This is a genomic window from Exiguobacterium sp. s95 (assembly GCF_018618655.1).
GTDB classification, from domain to species: domain Bacteria; phylum Bacillota; class Bacilli; order Exiguobacteriales; family Exiguobacteriaceae; genus Exiguobacterium_A; species Exiguobacterium_A oxidotolerans.
In genome coordinates this window covers 39,117-59,418 of sequence record NZ_JACSMM010000012.1, presented here as the reverse complement: position 1 = coordinate 59,418, position 20,302 = coordinate 39,117, and the positions used below count along the sequence as shown (strand labels likewise).

General features: G+C 49.6%; 16 protein-coding genes. All 16 read right to left on the bottom strand.

The genetic code is table 11. The annotated features are described in order from the left end of the window. Positions 1-296: 296 nt before the first annotated feature. The 16 genes from mutL to recA all read right to left on the bottom strand — a co-directional run bounded on the left by mutL (position 297) and on the right by recA (position 20,247). Complete coding sequence (gene mutL, locus KNP99_RS14195) at positions 297-2,111, bottom strand: DNA mismatch repair endonuclease MutL (RefSeq protein ID WP_215193338.1); 1,815 nt, start codon at positions 2,109-2,111, stop codon at positions 297-299. Positions 2,112-2,122: 11 nt separating this feature from the next. Beyond that, positions 2,123-4,657 carry a DNA mismatch repair protein MutS gene (mutS, locus tag KNP99_RS14190; protein ID WP_214771655.1) on the bottom strand — a complete coding sequence of 845 codons (2,535 nt, stop codon included), beginning with the start codon at positions 4,655-4,657 and terminating at the stop codon, positions 2,123-2,125. Positions 4,658-4,721: 64 nt separating this feature from the next. Continuing rightward, the gene (locus KNP99_RS14185) at positions 4,722-5,159 is read right to left on the bottom strand and encodes a YlbF/YmcA family competence regulator (protein WP_029333202.1); all 438 of its coding nucleotides are present in this window, start codon (positions 5,157-5,159) and stop codon (positions 4,722-4,724) included. Positions 5,160-5,271: 112 nt separating this feature from the next. Then, positions 5,272-6,093 carry a DNA-3-methyladenine glycosylase family protein gene (locus tag KNP99_RS14180; RefSeq protein ID WP_214765285.1) on the bottom strand — a complete coding sequence of 274 codons (822 nt, stop codon included), beginning with the start codon at positions 6,091-6,093 and terminating at the stop codon, positions 5,272-5,274. A gap of 13 nt (positions 6,094-6,106) precedes the next feature. Then, entirely contained in the window at positions 6,107-7,378 is a 1,272-nt protein-coding gene (locus tag KNP99_RS14175) for a DUF445 domain-containing protein (RefSeq protein ID WP_215193337.1), read from the bottom strand. A gap of 123 nt (positions 7,379-7,501) precedes the next feature. Next, positions 7,502-7,789 (bottom strand): hypothetical protein, encoded by a 288-nt coding sequence (locus KNP99_RS14170; RefSeq protein WP_029333199.1) that lies wholly within the window; start codon positions 7,787-7,789, stop codon positions 7,502-7,504. A 124-nt stretch (positions 7,790-7,913) separates the two neighbouring features. Further along, positions 7,914-9,371: a phytoene desaturase family protein gene (locus KNP99_RS14165; protein WP_215193336.1), complete on the bottom strand. Its 1,458-nt coding sequence runs from the start codon at positions 9,369-9,371 to the stop codon at positions 7,914-7,916. Beyond that, positions 9,368-10,984 carry an alpha/beta hydrolase gene (locus tag KNP99_RS14160; RefSeq protein WP_214765293.1) on the bottom strand — a complete coding sequence of 539 codons (1,617 nt, stop codon included), beginning with the start codon at positions 10,982-10,984 and terminating at the stop codon, positions 9,368-9,370. Before KNP99_RS14160 ends, KNP99_RS14165 begins: the two co-directional genes overlap by 4 nt. 92 nt (positions 10,985-11,076) lie before the next feature. Further along, positions 11,077-12,249: a glycine C-acetyltransferase gene (locus tag KNP99_RS14155; protein WP_214765295.1), complete on the bottom strand. Its 1,173-nt coding sequence runs from the start codon at positions 12,247-12,249 to the stop codon at positions 11,077-11,079. After that, positions 12,249-13,337: an L-threonine 3-dehydrogenase gene (gene tdh / locus KNP99_RS14150; RefSeq protein ID WP_214771647.1), complete on the bottom strand. Its 1,089-nt coding sequence runs from the start codon at positions 13,335-13,337 to the stop codon at positions 12,249-12,251. The genes KNP99_RS14155 and tdh overlap by 1 nt, the downstream gene beginning before the upstream one ends. Positions 13,338-13,434: 97 nt before the next feature. Next, the gene (locus KNP99_RS14145) at positions 13,435-14,301 is read right to left on the bottom strand and encodes a 2-oxoacid:ferredoxin oxidoreductase subunit beta (RefSeq protein ID WP_214765299.1); all 867 of its coding nucleotides are present in this window, start codon (positions 14,299-14,301) and stop codon (positions 13,435-13,437) included. Next, positions 14,288-16,039, bottom strand: coding sequence for a 2-oxoacid:acceptor oxidoreductase subunit alpha (locus KNP99_RS14140; RefSeq protein WP_088836708.1), 1,752 nt, complete (start codon positions 16,037-16,039; stop codon positions 14,288-14,290). Before KNP99_RS14140 ends, KNP99_RS14145 begins: the two co-directional genes overlap by 14 nt. 201 nt (positions 16,040-16,240) lie before the next feature. Continuing rightward, positions 16,241-16,501, bottom strand: coding sequence for a stage V sporulation protein S (locus tag KNP99_RS14135; protein ID WP_029333189.1), 261 nt, complete (start codon positions 16,499-16,501; stop codon positions 16,241-16,243). A 29-nt stretch (positions 16,502-16,530) separates the two neighbouring features. After that, positions 16,531-17,325: a TIGR00282 family metallophosphoesterase gene (locus KNP99_RS14130; RefSeq protein WP_088836707.1), complete on the bottom strand. Its 795-nt coding sequence runs from the start codon at positions 17,323-17,325 to the stop codon at positions 16,531-16,533. Positions 17,326-17,374: 49 nt separating this feature from the next. After that, positions 17,375-18,937, bottom strand: a complete 1,563-nt coding sequence (gene rny / locus KNP99_RS14125) for a ribonuclease Y (RefSeq protein ID WP_029333187.1) — start codon at positions 18,935-18,937, stop codon at positions 17,375-17,377. Between the two features lie 269 nt (positions 18,938-19,206). After that, a complete protein-coding gene (gene recA, locus KNP99_RS14120; protein WP_029333186.1) occupies positions 19,207-20,247 on the bottom strand; it encodes a recombinase RecA in 1,041 nt (346 codons plus the stop codon). Positions 20,248-20,302: the final 55 nt, after the last annotated feature.

Sequence of the window (20,302 nt, the reverse complement as noted above, 5' to 3'; positions counted from 1 at the left end):
GTCCGTTAGGACGAAGGAGCAACGGCTTGCGCCTCGCCCGAGGAAAGCAACGAAAAAAGACGCTTGATCTCCCGATGGCACTTTGTCTAAAGCCTGAAGCGCATTTTCACGCGATGATAAGAGGCGGGCAAGTAACGAAAAAAAGAAGCTGTTATTGCCTAAGACTATGCTTAGACAGTCGATATTTGACGGGATGGACCATGACACACGAAACGCCGATAATCCCGTTTTTCATACGGAATCATCGGCGTTTTTTCAGGAAGATTCTTTTCGTTTGCGAGAGGTAAATACTCTTCTCACATCACGCGTTTAAACAACTTCTCCAGTTCATATGTCGTCCATTCGATGATGACCGGTCGGCCGTGTGGACACGTGAACGGCATCTCGGTTTGTGACAGGTCGACGATCAACCGTCGCATCATCTCTTTATTTAAAGGATGATTGGCTTTGATTGATTTTTTACAGGCCATCATGATTGCCGCATCTTCCCGGTACTGTTCGATGTCGACTTTTTGTTTCAACAATGCTTCATCCATCAGCTCTTGAATCGTCTCTTCCTGCCGGTGCGCTGGAAACCAGGTCGGTACTTCACGGACGATGAAGCTTTGCGGACCAAACGCCTCCAACTCAATCCCGACTTCTAACAATAAAGGCAGGATTTCTTCCATCCGCTTCATGTCGTCAGATGAAACTTCGAACGTGTACGGCAATAACAGTTGCTGTTGTTGCTCGAGCGGACGACCAAACATCACTTTGTACGTTTCATACTTGATGCGCTCCTGGGCAGCATGTTGATCAATCAAATACATCCCGTCCTCGCCGGAACAGACGATATAGGACGAGTGCAGTTGACCGATGACATCGAGATGAGGAAACTTCGGACGATTGTCCTCCGTTTGTCCAGCGTTCTCTACTACTTCTTTCTGTTGCTCCCCTTCGAAACTGACTGCTTGATCAGCCTGTCGTCCTTCTGTCTCATGAACCGCTTCACGTTTTGGAATCGGATAGTTCCAGACTGCACGCGACGACGTATCTTCAACCGGATCAACACTGTACGAGAAATCGAGCCGTTCTTGTGCACCCGGATCTTTTTTCGGTTTCGGTTTCGTCACTTGCGGAATCAACGTCTCGCGACTGAGTGTCATACGAATCGTCTCTTGAATCAATTGACATAGCTCCGCTTCCTTCGACAAACGGACCTCCCGTTTTGCCGGATGAACGTTGACATCAATCAATAGCGGGTCCATCGTCACCTCGATGACGGCAATCGGAAAACGACCGATCGGCAGTAACGTATGATAACCATTCAGGACAGCTTGCGACAAAGCAAAGTTTTTGACCGACCGCCCATTTAAAATCAAGGTGATGTAGTTTTTCGACGCCCGTGTGACTTCGGGTTTAACGAGATGACACGTCAATTGATAGTCCGCATTCGATGCTGTCGCAACAAGTGTCCCTTGAATCGTCTGATGCCCATAGACGCTCGCTAAAGCTTGCCGGACGTCTCCGGAGCCATTCGTCTGGATCAACACTTTCCCTTCATGGACGGCACGGAACTTGACCTCCGGGTGCGCGAACGCCATCCGGTTCAAAACATCCGTGATTGCCGCAAGCTCCGTATGTGTCGTCTTCAAATACTTCAGGCGGGCTGGTGTATTAAAGAATAAGTGTTCAACGGTCAGTTCTGTTCCCCGGTTCATCGCGCTAGCCGAACGATCGAGTAATTTTCCGTATTCGAGAATCAATTGGACCCCTTCTTGATCGGCCCGTTTCGTCTTCAGCGTGACTTTACTGACGGACGCAATCGAGGCCAATGCCTCGCCCCGAAAACCAAGCGTCTTGATCCGGAACAAATCGTGTTCATCCTTAATCTTACTCGTCGCGTGACGAACGAAAGCGAGTTCCGCATCGTCCGGATAAAATCCGTGTCCGTTATCGCGAATCGTCATCCGTTTCATCCCTGCTTCTTCAAGTTCGACATCGACTTGTGTCGCTCCGGCATCGAGTGCATTTTCGACGAGCTCCTTGACGACGGAAGCCGGTCGCTCGACGACTTCTCCCGCCGCGATTCGGTTTGCTAACGAATCCGATAGTTCACGAATGATGCCCATCCCTTATCTCCTCACTTTCTGGCTTCTGCTTGCAACCGATACAACGTATTGAGTGCATCGAGCGGTGTCATGTTAATCAAATCAAGCGTCGCAATCGTTTCCTTGACAGGATCCGGTTCTGCGAACAGGCTCAGCTGATCGATTGGTGCCTCGAGTACTGGCGGCGTGACGTCGGCCGGTGGTTTGACGCCTTGATCAGCTTGCTCGAACTCAGACAATAGCACTTCTGCCCGCGAAATCAAGGTTTCCGGTAAATCTGCGAGACGGGCGACATGAATCCCGTAGGATTGATCGGCTTTCCCGTCCCGGACTTCATGTAAGAACACGACCCGCCCGTTTTGTTCGACGGCGCGGACGTGGACGTTCGCAAGCTTCGCAATCGTTTCCTCAAGCACCGTCAACTCATGGTAGTGGGTCGAGAAGAGGGTTTTTGCGCCGACCGAATCGGCAATGTGCTCGACAATCGCTTGGGCGAGAGCCATTCCGTCATACGTTGACGTGCCCCGACCAATTTCATCCAGCAAGATAAGTGACCGATCCGTCGCTCGTTCCAATGCCTCTTGTGTCTCGACCATCTCGACCATGAACGTCGATTGTCCACTGACTAAATCATCCGCTGCCCCAATCCGGGTGAAGATTTGATCGAAGACTGGAAGTTCTGCCCGTGACGCTGGGACGAACGAACCGATCTGGTGGAGTAAGGCAATCAAGGCGAACTGGCGCATATAGGTCGATTTACCGGACATGTTCGGTCCCGTAATCAATAACATTTCACGCGCTTCGTCTAATGCGATTCCGTTTGCGACATATTCCCCGCGTGGTAAGACCGTCTCGATGACCGGATGACGGCCGTCTTCAATCGCTACGCTTCGACCGTTCGTCGTCACCGGACGAACGTAATCATGTGTTTCGGCGATTTCCGCGAGCGCGACGAGGACGTCGAGTTCCGCAATCCGGCGGCTGACCCGTTGCAAGCTCTCAATGTGTGTTTTGACTTGGTCACGGACACCACAGAAGAGTTCATATTCCATCGTGATACTTTTTTCTTCCGCTCCGAGAATCAAGGCTTCTTTTTCTTTCAATTCCGGCGTGATGTAACGCTCAGCATTCGCAAGCGTCTGTTTTCGTTCATACCGTCCTTCTGGGAGCAACTTGGCGTTGGCACGTGATACTTCGATGTAATACCCAAACACACGGTTGTAGCCGATTTTTAACGTTTTAATGCCCGTCGCCTGCCGTTCACTCGCTTCGAGTGTCGCAAGCCACGTCTTCCCGTCTTTTGAAGCCGTCAGCAATTCATCGAGCTCAGCGTTAAAGCCGGTCCGGATCATCCCACCGTCCTTTGTTGAAATCGGTGGGGCTTCGACGAATGCCGCATCAAGCAACGCCGTTAGCTCGTCATGCGGATCAAGTCCAATCGCTAATTGCCCGAGACGCTGGCTGAGCAGTTCTTCGAGCGCTGCCTGTATCCGTGGAATCAATCGTAACGTCGTTTTCAGTTGGACGAGATCACGGGCAGAAGCCGTTCCGTAGCCGACTTTTGCGACGAGTCGCTCGAGATCATAGACTTCTCTTAACGTATCTTTCAACTGGTGCCGCTCAAAGTAGTGTCCAAGCAGTTCTTCGACCGCGTCGAGCCGCTCCGTAATCGTCTGTTCCGACAAGAGCGGTTTTTCAAGCCAACGCTTAAGCATCCGGCCGCCCATCGCTGTTCCCGTGATGTCGAGTAATCCAAGCAACGAACCCTTTTTGTCGCCTGTTCGTGCAGAGCGGACGAGTTCAAGGTTTTTGACCGTATTCGGCTCGAGCTGCATAAAGTCCGTCGCTTCGTAGACGAGCGCCGGTTGCAAGTGCGACAAGGCACGTTTTTGCGTATCATGCATGTAGGCATAAAGGACAGCGAACGCATCCGCTTGTGCCGCGTCGATCGCCCGGTCACCGTGTGGATGACTTTCACGGCGCGTGCTTTCCGTCAACGGGATCCGTAACGACTGTAATGCTGCTGTGTGCTCCGGATTCGTCACGACGATTTCCCGGGGCAAGATGATACTCAGTTCCTTGATGACGGCGTCGAGCGAAGTAACACTCGTCAAAGCACTCTCGCCTGTCGAGACGTCCCCGCGGGCAATCCCGAACCGTCCTTCCTGTTCAGCGATTGCGACGAGGTAACGGTTTTCCTTTTCAGTTAAGGACGACATTAACGTACCCGGTGTGATGACTTGAATAACTTCTCGTTTGACGAGTCCTTTCGTCAACTTCGGATCTTCGACTTGATCACACAGAGCGACTTTATATCCCCGTTCAATCAATTGTTCGATGTACCCGTTCGCCGCATGATGCGGCACGCCGCACATCGGAATCGGATGTTCAGCATTCTTCCCGTTCTTCGCCGTCAACGTCAGCTCCAGTTCATGGGCCACTTGTTTGGCATCATCAAAAAACAATTCATAAAAATCACCGAGTCGATAAAATAAAAAGGCATCCGGATAATCCGCCTTAATTGAAAAATATTGTTTCATCATTGGTGTGTTGTGTACTGCTTCCATCTTTCCACCTCATTCGTAGAAAAAGCCGACGGATTTCCGTCGGCTTCCCCATTCGTTTCATTGATTAATAGCCGCAACCGCCGCTTTTGTTTTCAGCTTCCATCCCACTGCCCGTTTTTCCAGCTAAGACATCGCCATCCGTTGCTTCGATGATTTGATCCGTAATCCCGTTCGAGATTGTCACCGTGATGTACTGAAGTAAGCCGTTGACTTCTTCTTGCGACTCTTGGAACTGTTGGACGACCGGCATCTCATCGAGCTCAGCAAATAATTTATCCAGTTTTGCTTCAACACGCGCGAGTGCCTCTGTTTTTCCGTAGTGCTGGCAGTTGACTGCCTCTTTTTGGAGGAACTTGATTTGTTTCATCATCTTTTGGACTTTTTCGTTGCCATTGATGTTGGCCTCTGCCGCTTTAAACCGTTCGACTTCTGACGTTTCAGAAATCATTTTCGCGATTTCATTTGCTTTTTCGATGATTTGTTCATCTGTATACATACACATTCGTCCCCTCTATGTCGAGCGGTCAGACCGCTACTCGTCGTTTCTGCGAACGATGACTCGTTCTGTCGCATTCATTATACCGTTCTCACTAGAGGGTGACAAGAATAGTTCCTTATTCAATCGAACGCCACAATAAGTAAGCAGCGTGACTGCGGTACGGGGCAAATTGTTCGGCGAGAACAATCGCTTCATTGACAGTCGGACGAACGCCATTCAAGCGTTCGAATGCCCGCAAGATTCCGATATCGGACGCCGGAAATAAATCTCTGCGTCCGTATCCGAACATCAACACATTTTGGACCGTCCAGGGACCGACGCCTTTTAAGGCAATCAATTGTTCCGCGATGACCGCATCTTCCGCCTGACGGAGTTGTTCAAAGTCAAGATTTGCGGTCGCCGCCCGTAACAAATAATCGACTTTACGACCCGATAGCTGCAGCGCCCGAAGTTGTTCTTCCGAAGCACCCGCAAGTTCAGCTTGCGTCGGCGGAAAAACGACGCCGTCGATTGTCGTCCCGAATGTCCGAAAGACCCGGTCTGTCAAGACACGTGCGAACGACAGGTTGATTTGCTGATGGATGATGGAGCGAATCAATGCTGTAAACGGATCAACATCGAGCACAAGCCGTTCCGCACCAAACGTTTCAACAATCGGCGCCAGCGTCGTCCGCTTTAATTCAAGGGCCGGGTTCGATTCATCTAAACGAAACCGCCGGCGCATCGCGTCGACCATCGGTTGTTTTGGTCCATCCCCCGCCAACACGATCGTTCGACGATCGTCCGCCCGGATTTGACCAATCCACGGCACTTCGTCGATACGAATTGGAATCCGTAAGGCATCTGCCGATTGTTGCTGTAGCGAATCATTCAACAGGCGGGTCCGGACGCCCTCAAAATCATAATCAGTCGTCAATGTTACTTCTTGTTGCCACATCAGAAGTCTCCTTTTACGCAAAAAATAGTTTGACTCCACCTAAAATTAAACCGATGAAAAATCCACAAATCGCTCCGTTGACCCGAATCCATTGTAAGTCGTTTCCGACTTTATCCTCAATCATATGAATCAACGTTTCCGTATCGAACCGGTTCAAGTTCTCACGGACGAGTCCGCCGATCCGCGCATGGTTTTGGTCGACGAACTGGACGAGTTGGTCTTTCATCCAGCGGTCGCTCTCCTCTTTGAACGTCGGATGGTGTTCCCACTCATCAAGCGCCTGGTTCATTAAAGGCAGTGCCCGTTGTTCCCAAAATGCATCTGATATAAAGTACGTCTCTAGCTCTGCGATGCCTGACGTGTAGGCACGATCGAGGATCGGCTCTAAATCAATCCGTTCGATTTCTTGCATCTTCCACGCATCGATTTTCCCTAATCGGACATCATCTTGTGCGAGCTGTGCCAAATTCCGACGGATGTGATCGATGATCGCCAACCGATTTGGATGATGGACGTGTTTCATGTCTTGAATCACACTCAAGAGGACACTTTGGATGACAAGGCTGAGGCGTTCCTCCGAATAGACTTTTTGGACCGTCTTCGCTGTCACCCGTAAGAAGGTATTTTTTTCTTGATCAATCATTGCCTGATAGGCAAGTCGTCCGATTTGATCGCGGATGACGGGGTCCTGCAGGAGTTTTTGTCCGTAACCGAGCAGTTGATCAATCGCCAACTCATCGAGTCGGCGCTCATCGTTTAAATCGATTAAGCGATCGGCTAATTTCTTCGCCGGGTAAGCACGAATCGTTTCAACGATTCGCTCATCGACCGCCTTGATGATTGATGCCCGTGGAAGCTTTCGTAAAATCCCGATCAATAGTTCCGTCACGGTCGATCGAAACGCTGGGACTAACACAAGTGAACGTAATAATTTGATGAAGCGATCTGCAAGCGTCATGTGGCGCAGCTTTTCGACGATGCTTTCTTTGTTCAATAAATCTTTTTCGAGCATCTGGACAATCGATTCGATGACCCGTTCCCGATTTTTCGGCAGCAAGTTCGTATGTGGAATCTTTAAACCGAGCGGATGACGGAACAGGGCTGTAATCGCGAACCAATCGGCGATTCCACCGACGAGACCGGCCTCAAAACCACTTTGAAGCCAAAAAATCCAAGCATTTTCTTTAAACGGTAGCGACGCGACAAAACCGACTGCCATAAAAATCAACGAGACGGTCGCGAGGCGTCGTGTCGAAGATTTTGGTGTGTTCACCTCGTGTTGCAAAACACTTCCTCCTTTTCGTAGAAAGGGATTGATTGAGCGTATAGTTGATTATACGTTACCCCATTCTGATAAGTTTCGACAAGAAAGAGCCCCAGCCTCACCTGACTGGGACTCATTATGTAATTAAAACGTGTATTCTCCGAATTTTTTGCCGTCCCACGTCGCCGTTGCCGTTGATACGAAATAGACTAATCCGTTTCCGAATGTGTTCTCCATTAAAGAAACAAGCTGTTGTCCGTTCGTTTGTTCGACAAATGCTAACCGAACCTCTTCCTTGCCTTGATAAATTCGTTCATAGACACTCAGTCCTCGGGCATTGATGAACGTTCGTGCCGTTGCAAAAACGATCGGCCCGACTTCCGGACGACGCTCCTGGATGAAGAGTTGACATTTTTCCTCAAAGGGATTCACGCGATTCACTCCTTCTCTCTTTTTATGGTCATGACTACTTACTTCCCGTCTCTCCCCCATCATAATCCTGTTCTGACAAAAAAGCGACCATTCGGCCGCTTCTTTCATCGTTTCACAAAGTCATTCAAATCTTGACACCTAACTGTCGGGCGACATGAATCGCTGACGTCGACGCACCGATTGTCCCTGCCCCTGGAAAGACGGTATCGCCAATGACGTAGAGATTCGGGACACCGGTCCGAAATGATGCCGCGCGGAACAAACTCGTTGAACGCAATTGCGGATAACCGCCAACGCCACCGTCCGGTCGTGACGTGTAACGCACCCAGGCGCCCGGTCCACCAGGATGACGTTCGATTGCCTGCTCGCGAAAGCCGGGAAACTCCTGTTCGACAATCGTTTCAAATACATCCTGCATTCTTTCGATCTGATGCCCGTAATGTACGTTGTCCGTAGCATCAAAGTAACCAATCGGGACGTGACAGGACATCGTCAATGTCCGTACGCCCTCCGGAGCCCGTTTTACATCACCCGAACGTGATAATGACAAAAAGGCATGACCCGATGGTAACCGTTCATCGTGAATTTGTCGAAAGGCACTATCGGATGTAACCAATTTTTCCGGAAAGGCAGCATAATACGTGAATGTGGCCCATTGCGCCAGTTTCCTTTGTCTTGCGTACGTCCGTTTAAGCGTCCGTAAAAGAGGTGGACTGACGAGACGCTGCATCGCTTCGAGTGGGAGCGCACCGATGACGACATCCGCTAGCAATAGACGACCGCGACGATCTTCTAGTAAAAAACCATCTGCCGTTTGCATGACCGACGTGATTTTACGACCAAGTAACATCGTCGCGCCGTCATGTTCTGCCGATTCTTTCAGGATTTCTGCGACTCGATAAAGACCGCCCGGCACATAGTACGCACCGTCGTGATAAATCGATAAGGCAACGGCACCGAGTAACGCGGACGCTTCCTGACCGGTCTGCATACTGTCTAATAAAATCCCGTCCACCAGCCGAGCGAAAACCGATCTTTCCAACCCATGGCGCCGTAACACTTGTCCGACGGTCTGTGTGACGTACGGAAGTAAAGGCAGGCTCGATTGCGCTTCTTTTATTATCAACTGTGCATCGTACAAAGTTCGTACAGGTAGTGCCGGAAGTGACTCCATCAACGGAGCGACATGACGTTGAATCTTATCGATTTCTTCAAAAAATGCGCCGATTTGCTGCGCCAGTTGTGGGAATACATCCTGTAGTTCCCCGATGAATCGAGCACGGTCACGGTAATAGGCAACATCGTGCCCGTCGATTTTAATCGTCATTACAAGATCAAGTAACTCCGTTTCGACATCTAACCCCAAGTGTTGCAAAACCCGGTCATGAATGCCGCCTCGTTGAAAGCCCATCCCGAGTGTCGCGCCGACCGGGTACGTCAAGTCTTTCCGGGTGAATTTGCCTGCGGAGCCCCCCCATTCGCGACTTCCTTCAAGCAATGTCACGTCATGCCCTTCTCGAGCGAGGAGTGCCGCCGCTGTCACGCCGGCAATCCCTCCGCCAATAATCGCGACGCTTTTCATTGATCGTCCTCCTCTTCCAAGACTAGATTTTCTTTAAATAAGAAATCGCGTACTTCGCGGAAGACCGGTTCGCGCCGGTGAATCGTGAAGTGATCATACTTATATGACTTCGTCTGGATGTTGTCCGTATAATCTTCGAGCGTGAACGAACTGTCTAACGGAATCAGATTGAAGTCGCCTCCTTTAGCACCGAAGGAGTAAACAAGGACATCACGCGGCCATGTCTCGAGCCGCGCTTTCAACCGCTCGATCGCCTTTGAGTTCTCTGCTAAATCCTGAATCGCCGGACTGTTCGTATTCGTCCCGAACGGAGCAAGCGTCAAGCCGAGCGTCGCATAATTTGATCCACCAATCGGTGCATCAAGCGTGACGACTTTTCGAATCGTATACGGAAGATTTTCGTTCAACGTATATTCGACGACGTCGACTCCACCCATACTGTGACCAACAAGTTGGATGTCGGTAAACGTCGCCTTTTGTTGCTTGTCATACTGAGCGATCGCGGCTTCAAGCCACGTCTGTTGCTGCGCAAGGCTTGCTTCATCGTCTTCGAAAATGATACGAACGAGCGGGAAACCGGTCGATGAGTCCTTGACTTTACAGGTTACCTTCCCGGTCCGATCAACATCACATCGCCCTCCGTCATCCGCTAACTTTTTTTCCGTAAAGTTTTCAATCATCGGTAAGAAGGTCCGTTCCGTCCCGAACAAGCCATGCACCATGAACGTCGGGACAATCTCCCCCTTCGATTCCGTCACGATTTGCGTTGTCGGCGGCGGGGCACTGGCCGTCTCGTCAGCAAAGATTAACCAAGCACCACCTCCGAGTAACAGACAAACGAGTAGCGAGATACTGATTGTCTGAAGTTGCTTGCGGCGTAATTTCCGCACGTGGTGGATGATCCAAAACGTCAAGAGACCGAGTCCGATTAATAAGACGACCCCCGTGATAATCCAGCCCGTCGGATTCGGAACGTATGCCACGAGTTGCAATTGATTGTCTTTCGTCCCGTATAATTTCCACGAGACGTCATTGTAGTTCGCCCAGTCGATTTTCTCCGCATTTTGCAAAGCGACGACTTCCGGGACGTGCAGTTTAATCTCGATGTCCGCTTGGCGGATGTAACGATCGGCTAACTTTTTAACTTGACCTGTAGGATGATAGCCCTTGATATTTAAGCGATCGATACTTAAGTCGATGTTCGTATTTAAACGGTACGTATTAAACCAAAAGCCTTCATGCTTGTCCACATCATACGTCGTATCGGGCGGAATCAAGATTCCCCCGACACCTGTCTTCCATTCATCTTTAATCGAGGCCAAATCTTCAAGGTTCGCGAAGGTTTTTTCCATACGAAGTCCTTCATAGTCGTCCTTCGTTTTGAAGGTCGACGCTGCATAGCCGTTTTTTTCAGCCTGCTTCGCATACATCTCCCAGTCCGGATTAAAGTTCAACAATCGTGCGACCGGATGTTCTTTTGCTGCATACGTCGTCTTCAAGGTGACACTTTGATCCAGATGGACAGTCGCATCATACTGAATGCGAATGCAGCCACCGAGCAAAAACGTCAGCATCAACAGCGACGCCAGCAACAGCTTTTTTTGAATCGTCATAAAGCACGTGCACTTCCTTTCTGAAGTTCTCTTTTCCCTATCATACAATCGAAAAAACAGCCGAATCAATCATCGGCTGTTTTTCTATCCTGTTAAATCAAGTTTAATTCTTGTCCGACTTGTTTGAAGGCTTCGATTGCTTGCTCTAAGTCGTCACGCGTATGCTCTGCCGTAACGATTGTCCGGACACGTGCTTTCCCTTTGGCAACGGTCGGGAAGGCAATTCCTTGTGCGAAGACGCCGTGAGCACGCAGTTGATCGGACAACTTATGACAAAGCGCTTCGTCCCCGACGATGACCGGTGTGATCGGCGTCGTCGATGTCCCGATGTTAAAGCCAAGATCACGTAGTCCTTGTTTGAAGAACTCTGTATTTTCCCAAAGACGATCGAACAGTTCCGTCTCTTCTTCCATTACCCGCAGTGCTTCCCGGTTTGCTTCGACGACTGCCGGCGGATGTGACGTCGAGAAGAGGAACGGGCGCCCTTTATGGATTAAGTAATCTTTAACATGCTGTTCACACGCGACATACCCGCCAAGGACACCAATTGCTTTCGACAAGGTACCGACTTGGAGGGCGACACGACCGTCAAGCCCGAAGTGGTTGACCGTCCCGCGACCACTTTTTCCTAAAACGCCTGAGGCATGCGCGTCATCGACCATGACAAGCGCATCGTACTTTTCTGCGAGTTCGACGATTTCCGGAAGTGGTGCGATGTTACCGTCCATTGAGAAGACGCCGTCCGTGACGACGAGTCGTGTCCGTGCGTCTTGCGTCTCTTGGAGCGCTGCTTCAAGATCAGCTAAGTCGACGTGTTTGTAAATGCGGCGTTTCGCTTTCGTCAAGCGAATCCCATCGATGATCGAAGCATGATTAAGGGCATCGGAAATGACGACATCCTCTGGTCCGAGCAGTGCCGACAAGACACCGAGGTTCGTTGCGAATCCCGACTGGAATACAAGTGCTGCTTCCGTATGTTTGAATGTTGCAAGTTCCCGCTCGAACGCTTCATGCATTTCGAGTGTTCCCGCGATCGTCCGGACCGATCCTGTCCCGGCACCGAATTCAAGCGCTGCATCCGCTGCCCGTTTTGCGAGTCGCGGGTGCGCTGCGAGTCCGAGATAATTGTTTGAAGATAGTTGAATCAGTTCTTTTCCATCAATCGTCACACGATTGTGTTGTGCACTTTCGAGTGGTACGAGCTTGCGGAATGTCCCCGCCGCTTTCATTTCCTCTAATTCTGTTCGTAAGTGTTCGAAACCCATTAATTCGTCCCCCTTGGTTGTAGTACAACTTTTCCACATTTCCCTTGGCGCATCAATTCGAAGCCTTCTTCGAATCGTTCGAGCGGTAATGTATGTGTGATTAACGGTTTGACATCGACCTTGCCGCTCGAAAGAAAGGCTGATACTTGGCTCCATGTCTCGTACATCTTCCGCCCCGTGATTCCTTGGACGCGGACCCCTTTAAAGACGACATGGTTCGTCAAGTCGATTTCAACCGGTTTGACGGGCAGACTTAAGATGTTGACATCTCCGCCTGCCGTCACCATTTCAAAGGCTTGACTGATCGCGACCGGATGACCACTCATCTCGCAGACGACATCGATTCCGTCGCCGTCCGTCATCATCATGATCCGTTCGATGACATCATCATGGCGTGAATCAAGAACGACATCTGCGCCCATCGTCTTCGCAAGCTCTAACCGATACGGATTGACATCAATCGCGACGACTTCCGCTGCCCCTGCCGCTTTCGCGACCGAAACGGCCATCAAACCGATTGGACCACAGCCGACGATGGCGACCGTCTTGGCACTGACGTCGCTTGCAAGTACCGTGTGGACGGCATTTCCCATCGGTTCTTGAATCGACGCGATGCTTGCCGGCATTTCTTCCGGATTGACCCAGAGGTTTTCTTCCGGCATGACGACGTACTCGGCAAAACAGCCTTGCGTATCGACACCGATGATTTTCGTATTTTTACAAATATGATACTGTCCCCGTAAACACTGTTTACATTGATGACAGACGATGTGTGTCTCAGCTGAAACATGATCCCCAAGCTTCAGACGTTTTGTCCCTTCGCCGAGTTCGACGACTTCTCCCGAAAACTCATGTCCGAACACGTATGGCGGATTGACACGAGACGCGGCCCAGGCATCCCATTCGTAAATGTGGACGTCTGTCCCGCAAATCGAAGTCGCTTCAACGCGAATCAATACTTCACCGCGTCCTGGGACAGGAACCTCGACTTCTTTCAAGACCGCTCCAAAACCACGCTCTTCTTTGACGAGTGCCCGCATCGTTTTTGTTTGCGTCGTCTGTTCTTCCATCGTCACTAACTTTGTCATATTTCCCCGACTCCTTCATGGGTCTTACCTGTTTCTCTAATCGGTAATGACCAAATGTTTAGCATCCCCAAAAACCAAACCATCATTCGACTCTATTTTACATGAATTCCGCAGCGAGTTGGTTAAATGTTTTTTCATTCATTTCAAGATCGGCAAACGTCAGTCCCGTCTCATCATACCCATCGATTTGTGACTGATAGTCGAGCCGTGACTCATCTTGATAAATCAGACCCATGACGAGTCCGTCGTGCTCATGGACGACGCGTTTCGCTGTATCGAGATTTGTTGCATCGTACCCCTCAATCTCGTCCAGTTTCGTCAAATTTTGTTTAAACCAATCGTACGTGTTGACCTTGTTAAACGTCACACAGGGACTGAAGACATTAATGAAGGCGAACCCTTTATGTTCCGTCGCTTGTTCAATCAGCCGTGTCAATCCTTTCAAGTCGTTCGAGAAACTTTGGGCGACGAACGTCGCACCCGCCGTCAAAGCAAGCTCGACCGGTGAAATGCTCTTCTCAATCGAGCCTTTCGGTGTTGACTTCGTTTTGAATCCGGGAGCTGACGTCGGTGATGTTTGCCCCTTCGTCAAGCCGTAGATTTGATTGTCCATGACAATGTACGTCATGTCGACATTTCGTTTGAACGCATGAACCGTATGCCCCATTCCGATTGCAAAACCGTCCCCGTCCCCGCCGGACGCGATGACTGTCAATTCCCGGTTCGCCATCTTGACGCCTTGGGCAATCGGGAGCGAACGACCGTGGACACCATGAAACCCATAGGTGTTGATATAACCAGAAATGCGGCCGGAACAGCCGATTCCAGAAATCAAAGCCAGTTCTTCCGGCTCAAGACCGACGTTCGCGACGGCACGTTGAATCGCTGCTTGAATTGAGAAGTCACCACATCCCGGACACCAGTTCGGTTTGACATCATTTCGAAAATCTTTAAAGGTTGCCATTAAAAACGCCTCCTGCTACTACCTGTTCTACGACTTCTGCCGGATAGAACGGATCACCGTTGAATTTCAAGATATGTTCAATCTTGTCTGCGAACCCACAGTTCATCTGAATCAGTTTCGCGAGTTGACCGGTCGCATTGTATTCGACGACGACGACTTTTTTCGCCCGCTCAAGATGTGGCCGGACGAGTTCACTCGGGAACGGGTGCATTTGACGAATATGCAAGTGATCGACTTTCATCCCTGCATGCTCTAGACGTGGCATCACTTCTTCAATCGTCCCGCGCGTCGAATTGAAGCCGACGAACAGGATGTCTGGTGTCTGATGCTGTTCCGTCACAAGGACAGCGTCTGCTAGACGGAATTGATTGAGTTTGCGTAAACGTTTCGTCATTTGATCGACCCGGTTCTTCGTTGCTTCCGAGGGACGTCCTTCTTCGTTATGTTCGACGCCCGTCACATGATGAATCCCGTGTTTCATTCCCGGGACGACACGCGGACTGATCCCGTCTTCCGTCACTTCATACCGTTTGAAGTAGTCTTTCCCGGCAAGTTCCGGTAAGTCGCCTTGCAGTAATTTTCCGCGTCGGATTTCGACACGTTCTAAGTCGAGCGGTTCGACCGATTGTTTTCCGAGCGATAACATCAAGTCGGTCAAAAGGATGACCGGACATTGGTACTCTTCCGCAATATTAAAGGCTTCCGCCGCATCATAAAACGCTTCTTCGACCGTCGACGGTGCAAGGACGACTTTCGGAATCTCGCCATGCGTACTGTAAATCATCGCCATCAAGTCCGATTGTTCTTGTTTCGTCGGGAGTCCCGTTGACGGTCCTCCCCGTTGTGTATCGATGATGACGAGTGGTGTTTCCGTCATCCCGGATAACCCGATGGCTTCCGCCATCAACGACAGTCCTGGTCCAGCTGACGCCGTCAAGGCACGGACACCGGCATAGTTCGCGCCGATCGCCATCGTGACAGCTGCCAGTTCATCCTCTGTCTGAACGACCGTTCCCCCGAACTGTGGTAATTTCTTGATTAAGTACTCCATGATTTCTGACGATGGTGTAATCGGGTAAGCGGCCATCAAGCGGGCTCCCCCTGTCACGGCACCGAGGGCAATCGCATCGTTGCCAATCATGAACATGCGTTGCTTCCCGTCGGCCGGTTCCAGGATGAACCGCTCGGCATCGAGTGCCATCTCTTCAAAAGCAGCTGCTCCTTCCCGAATCGCCGATAAGTTCTTTGCGACCATCTCCGGACCTTTGCGACCAAAAATTTGTTCGACGACGGCTTCAAACCGTTCTGGATCAATTCCGAGAATCGCACTTGAAGCACCGATCGCGACCATGTTTTTCATCAGTGCGGTTCCAAGACCCGCTGCAATTTCCGTAAACGCAATCGGATAGAGATCGGCACGCGAAGCATCCGGATTCGTCGGCTTGAACTTTGCGTCGGCAATGATGATTGCCCCCTGGCGTAACTCGTGGAAATTGACATCGATCGTCTCTTGATCAAATGCCACTAAAATATCGAGATCGTCCGCGACGGTCCGAACTTCATGTGTCGCCACACGAATCTTATTGTTTGTATGTCCACCTTTGATGCGTGAAGAAAAGTGACGATATCCATATAAATAATAACCAAGACGGTTGAGGGCAATCGCAAAAATCTCACCTGTCGATTCGATTCCCTCTCCCTGCTGTCCGCCTACTTTCCATGATAATTGATTGTACATCGACGTTCGCTCCTTCTCTGTCCCCTGAAATGATGGAAGCGTCTTACTTTACTATCCTCCCTCATGATACCGATTTACAGATACTTGTACAATCCTCCCCCGGAAATCCGTTCGTTTTTTTGATTTTCGTCACGACAAAAAGACCATCTACTCTAGCCGAGTAGATGATCACGTGTATTTAGGACCTATGTCCGAACGATCTTAGCGTGGTTCAACGATGAGTTTAATTGCAGTCCGTTCTTCGCCATCAATCATGATGTCGGTAAAGGCTGGGATACAGATTAAATCCATGCCAGCTGGCGCAACGAATCCTCGCGCAATCGCGACCGCCTTAATGGATTGATTGAGTGCACCCGCACCGATAGCCTGAATCTCGACAGAACCTTTCTCTCGAAGCACGCCCGCAATCGCTCCTGCGACGGCGTTCGGATTCGATTTAGCTGATACTTTCAGGGCGTCCATGCAATGTACCTCCCAATCAAAAATGACACTTAATCAAAGAATATCGATTGATCCGTCAAATGAATCCGTTCAATCTTCGTTGCTTTTTTCGTCGCATCATCGATATGAATCAAGACTCCATTTAATTGTTCCCGTCCTTCCGCAACTTCAAACCGAGTTGGAAGCTGTGTCTTAAATTTTCGTAAGACATCATCTTTACGCATCCCGAGGACACCGTCCAGTGGACCTGTCATGCCGACATCCGTGATGTAAGCTGTTCCACCGTCAAGCACACGTTCGTCGGCAGTTTGGACGTGCGTGTGGGTTCCGACGACGGCTTGAACACGTCCGTCGAGGTGATAACCCATCGCGATTTTTTCACTCGTTGCTTCCGCATGGACGTCAACGAAAATCGCATCGACTTCCCCTTCGACTTCCGCAATCAACGCGTCAACAGTCCGGAAGGGATCTCCGAGTGCTGGCAAGAAGACCGTTCCTTGGACGTTGATGACGGCAATTTTTTTATTCCCGACCTTTAAGACCATCATGCCACGACCTGGTGTTCCTTCCGGATAGTTTGCTGGACGGACAATCCGGTCAGCGTCATCAATCCAGTCGAAAATGTCCCGATTGTCAAACGTATGATTTCCCATCGTGACGCCGTGGAAACCAAGTTCGAGTAATTGGTGATAAATTGATTTCGTGATGCCACGACCGTGTGCTGCATTTTCACCGTTGACGAGCATGACGGTTGGATTGTATTTCGACTTCAGACGTGCCGTAAATTGTTGTAAGATGTGTCGACCTGGTGCGCCAACGACGTCTCCGATAAATAAAATCTTCATGCTAATTCCTCCAATACATTAAAAAAGTGGCGGTCGCCCGCCACTTTGCTTATTTTGCGTATTCGACTGCTCGTGTTTCCCGAATGACCGTGACCTTGATATGACCCGGATAATCGAGTTCTTCTTCGATTTTCTTCCGGATATCACTCGCCATCTTGTGTGCTAAGACATCATCGACGACGTCAGGACGGACGATAATCCGAACTTCACGACCGGCTTGAATCGCAAATGATTTTTCAACACCATCGAATGATTCTGAAATTTCTTCCAAACGTTCGAGGCGTCGAATGTAACTTTCAAGCGTTTCTTGTCGTGCACCTGGACGTGCTGCTGACAGTGCGTCTGCTGCCGCGACAAGGACGGAGATGACCGAAGTCGCTTCCGTATCACCATGGTGAGAAGCAATCGCATTGATGACTGTCGGATGCTCTTTGTACTTCGTACCGAGCTCGACACCAATCTCAACATGACTTCCTTCCACTTCATGGTCAATCGCTTTTCCGATATCGTGCAGGAGACCTGCCCGTTTCGCAAGCGTGACATCTTCACCAAGTTCCGCTGCCATCATTCCCGCAAGATGCGCGACTTCAAGTGAGTGGAACAAGACGTTTTGTCCGTAACTCGTCCGGTATTTCAAGCGGCCGAGAATCTTGACGAGATCCGGGTGGATTCCATGAATCCCGACATCATATGTCGCTTCTTCTCCGATTTCGCGAATTCGCTCATCGACTTCGCGACGTGATTTGTCGACCATCTCTTCAATCCGTGCCGGATGAATTCGACCGTCTTGGACAAGCTTTTCAAGCGCCATCTTCGCCACTTCACGACGAATCGGATCAAATCCAGACAAGATAACAGCTTCCGGTGTATCATCGATGATTAAATCGATTCCCGTTAACGTTTCAAGTGTCCGAATGTTACGACCTTCACGACCGATGATTCGACCCTTCATCTCATCATTCGGTAGGTTGACGACAGATACCGTCGTCTCAGCGATATGTTCAGCGGCGAACCGTTGAATCGCGAGGGACAAGATGTTACGTGCTTTCTTGTCGGCTTCTTCTTTTGCTTTTTGTTCGATTTCTTTTTGTAGCATTGCCGCATCATGCAGCGCAGCTTGTTTTGTCTCATCCATGATGATAGCGCGCGCTTCGTCTTGCGAAAGATTCGCAACACGTACGAGCTCTTGGCGACCTTCTTCATACAGATCCTCAACTTTGCGTTCTAACGCTTCAGCTTGTTGCTTCCGCTTCGCGATCTCAGCGTCTCGTGTGTTGATTTGATCTTCCTTTCGGTCGATTGAGTCGACACGGCGATCGAGAGTCTCTTCTTTTTGGAGCAAGCGGGCTTCTTGTTTTGTTAGCTCTTGACGACGTTCACGAAGTTCTTTTTCTACTTCATTGCGAAGTTTAAAGGCTTCGTCTTTCGCTTCGAGTAATGCTTCTTTTTTCGTTGCTTCCGCTGACACTTGTGCCCGTTCGACGATTTTTGTCGCTTCGGTTTCCGCGCCTTGAATCTTTGCTTCAGCAATCGATTTCCGCAAGAAGTAGCCTACGATGAATGCGATGAGCAAAGTGAGGAGAAGTATGATAATCCAAGTTATTGTATCCATGGGTTCACCTCCCCTTTGCAAGGTGTTTCTTAGTTCATTTCGGTTTTTCATCGAAGCTGTCTAAAAAACGTACATCTATATTGTAAGGATAGCACTCGTTCATTGTCAACGAACGGGCGGGAAAGAATTCCTTTGTTTTCCTCTTTTCAACAAAAAACACCTTGAATCGAAGTAACTTCAACGAAAAATCTAAAAAAAGATAACGTTCACTCCAGCGAGTAAACGTTATCGATTGTTCGATTCACCTTCAAGAAGGAACCGCCTCTATATTATTCTGCGAATAAATCTTCTGTTTCTTCTTCTACTTCCGCATCAAGTGCACGTTCAACAAGACCGTGGTGTTCACGAATCAAACGTTCGACTTCCTCAGCGACCTCAGGATGCTCGACCATGTATTGTTTCGCGTTTTCACGTCCTTGACCGAGACGTTCTGAATTATAAGAGTACCATGCACCACTTTTTTGAACGATATCGAGATCCGTCCCGATGTCGATTAACTCACCGACTTTAGAAATCCCGAGACCATACATGATATCAACTTCTGCTTGTTTGAATGGTGGTGCAATTTTATTTTTAACGACTTTGATTTTTGTTTTATTCCCGACGATATCCGTTCCATTCTTCAATGCTTCCGCACGACGAACTTCAAGTCGAACAGACGAGTAGAATTTCAAGGCACGTCCACCTGGAGTCGTTTCCGGGTTCCCGAACATGACACCGATTTTTTCACGGATTTGGTTGATGAAGATGACAATCGTCTTCGATTTGTTTGTTGCACCAGACAACTTACGTAATGCCTGACTCATCAAACGTGCTTGAAGACCTACGTGGGAATCACCCATTTCGCCTTCGATTTCAGCTTTTGGTACGAGCGCTGCAACCGAGTCGACGACGAGCACGTCTACTGCACCTGAACGGACGAGGGCTTCAGCGATTTCAAGTGCCTGTTCCCCTGTATCCGGTTGTGATAACAATAACTCATCAATGTCGACACCAAGTTTATTTGCGTAGGCTGGATCTAACGCATGCTCTGCGTCGATGAACGCTGCCTGACCGCCTTGTTTTTGTACTGCTGCAATCGCGTGGAGCGCAACAGTCGTTTTACCAGAAGATTCTGGACCGTATACTTCGATTACCCGTCCACGTGGATATCCACCTGCACCGAGAGCTATATCTAATGTGATTGATCCAGAAGAAATAACAGATACTTTCTGGTCTGCATTTTCACCTAGTTTCATGATTGAACCTTTACCAAATTGCTTCTCTATCTGGCGTAATGCCATTTCAAGTGCTGCTTTACGATCACTCACGTAGCAGGCCTCCTTCTATTTATCTTACTGAGATTATTGTACTTCTTTTGAGACC

Bases quoted from the DNA above. Each gene is read 5' to 3' on its own strand.
- KNP99_RS14130 (WP_088836707.1), bottom strand. From the start codon at position 17,325: ATGAAGATTTTATTTATCGGAGACGTCGTTGGCGCACCAGGTCGACAC.
- KNP99_RS14185 (WP_029333202.1), bottom strand. From the start codon at position 5,159: ATGTGTATGTATACAGATGAACAAATCATCGAAAAAGCAAATGAAATC.
- KNP99_RS14140 (WP_088836708.1), bottom strand. From the start codon at position 16,039: ATGTACAATCAATTATCATGGAAAGTAGGCGGACAGCAGGGAGAGGGA.
- KNP99_RS14135 (WP_029333189.1), bottom strand. From the start codon at position 16,501: ATGGACGCCCTGAAAGTATCAGCTAAATCGAATCCGAACGCCGTCGCA.
- KNP99_RS14155 (WP_214765295.1), bottom strand. From the start codon at position 12,249: ATGGGTTTCGAACACTTACGAACAGAATTAGAGGAAATGAAAGCGGCG.
- mutL (WP_215193338.1), bottom strand. From the start codon at position 2,111: ATGGGCATCATTCGTGAACTATCGGATTCGTTAGCAAACCGAATCGCG.
- KNP99_RS14145 (WP_214765299.1), bottom strand. From the start codon at position 14,301: ATGGCAACCTTTAAAGATTTTCGAAATGATGTCAAACCGAACTGGTGT.
- KNP99_RS14180 (WP_214765285.1), bottom strand. From the start codon at position 6,093: ATGTGGCAACAAGAAGTAACATTGACGACTGATTATGATTTTGAGGGC.
- KNP99_RS14165 (WP_215193336.1), bottom strand. From the start codon at position 9,371: ATGAAAAGCGTCGCGATTATTGGCGGAGGGATTGCCGGCGTGACAGCG.
- tdh (WP_214771647.1), bottom strand. From the start codon at position 13,337: ATGACAAAGTTAGTGACGATGGAAGAACAGACGACGCAAACAAAAACG.
- KNP99_RS14160 (WP_214765293.1), bottom strand. From the start codon at position 10,984: ATGACGATTCAAAAAAAGCTGTTGCTGGCGTCGCTGTTGATGCTGACG.
- mutS (WP_214771655.1), bottom strand. From the start codon at position 4,657: ATGGAAGCAGTACACAACACACCAATGATGAAACAATATTTTTCAATT.
- rny (WP_029333187.1), bottom strand. From the start codon at position 18,937: ATGGATACAATAACTTGGATTATCATACTTCTCCTCACTTTGCTCATC.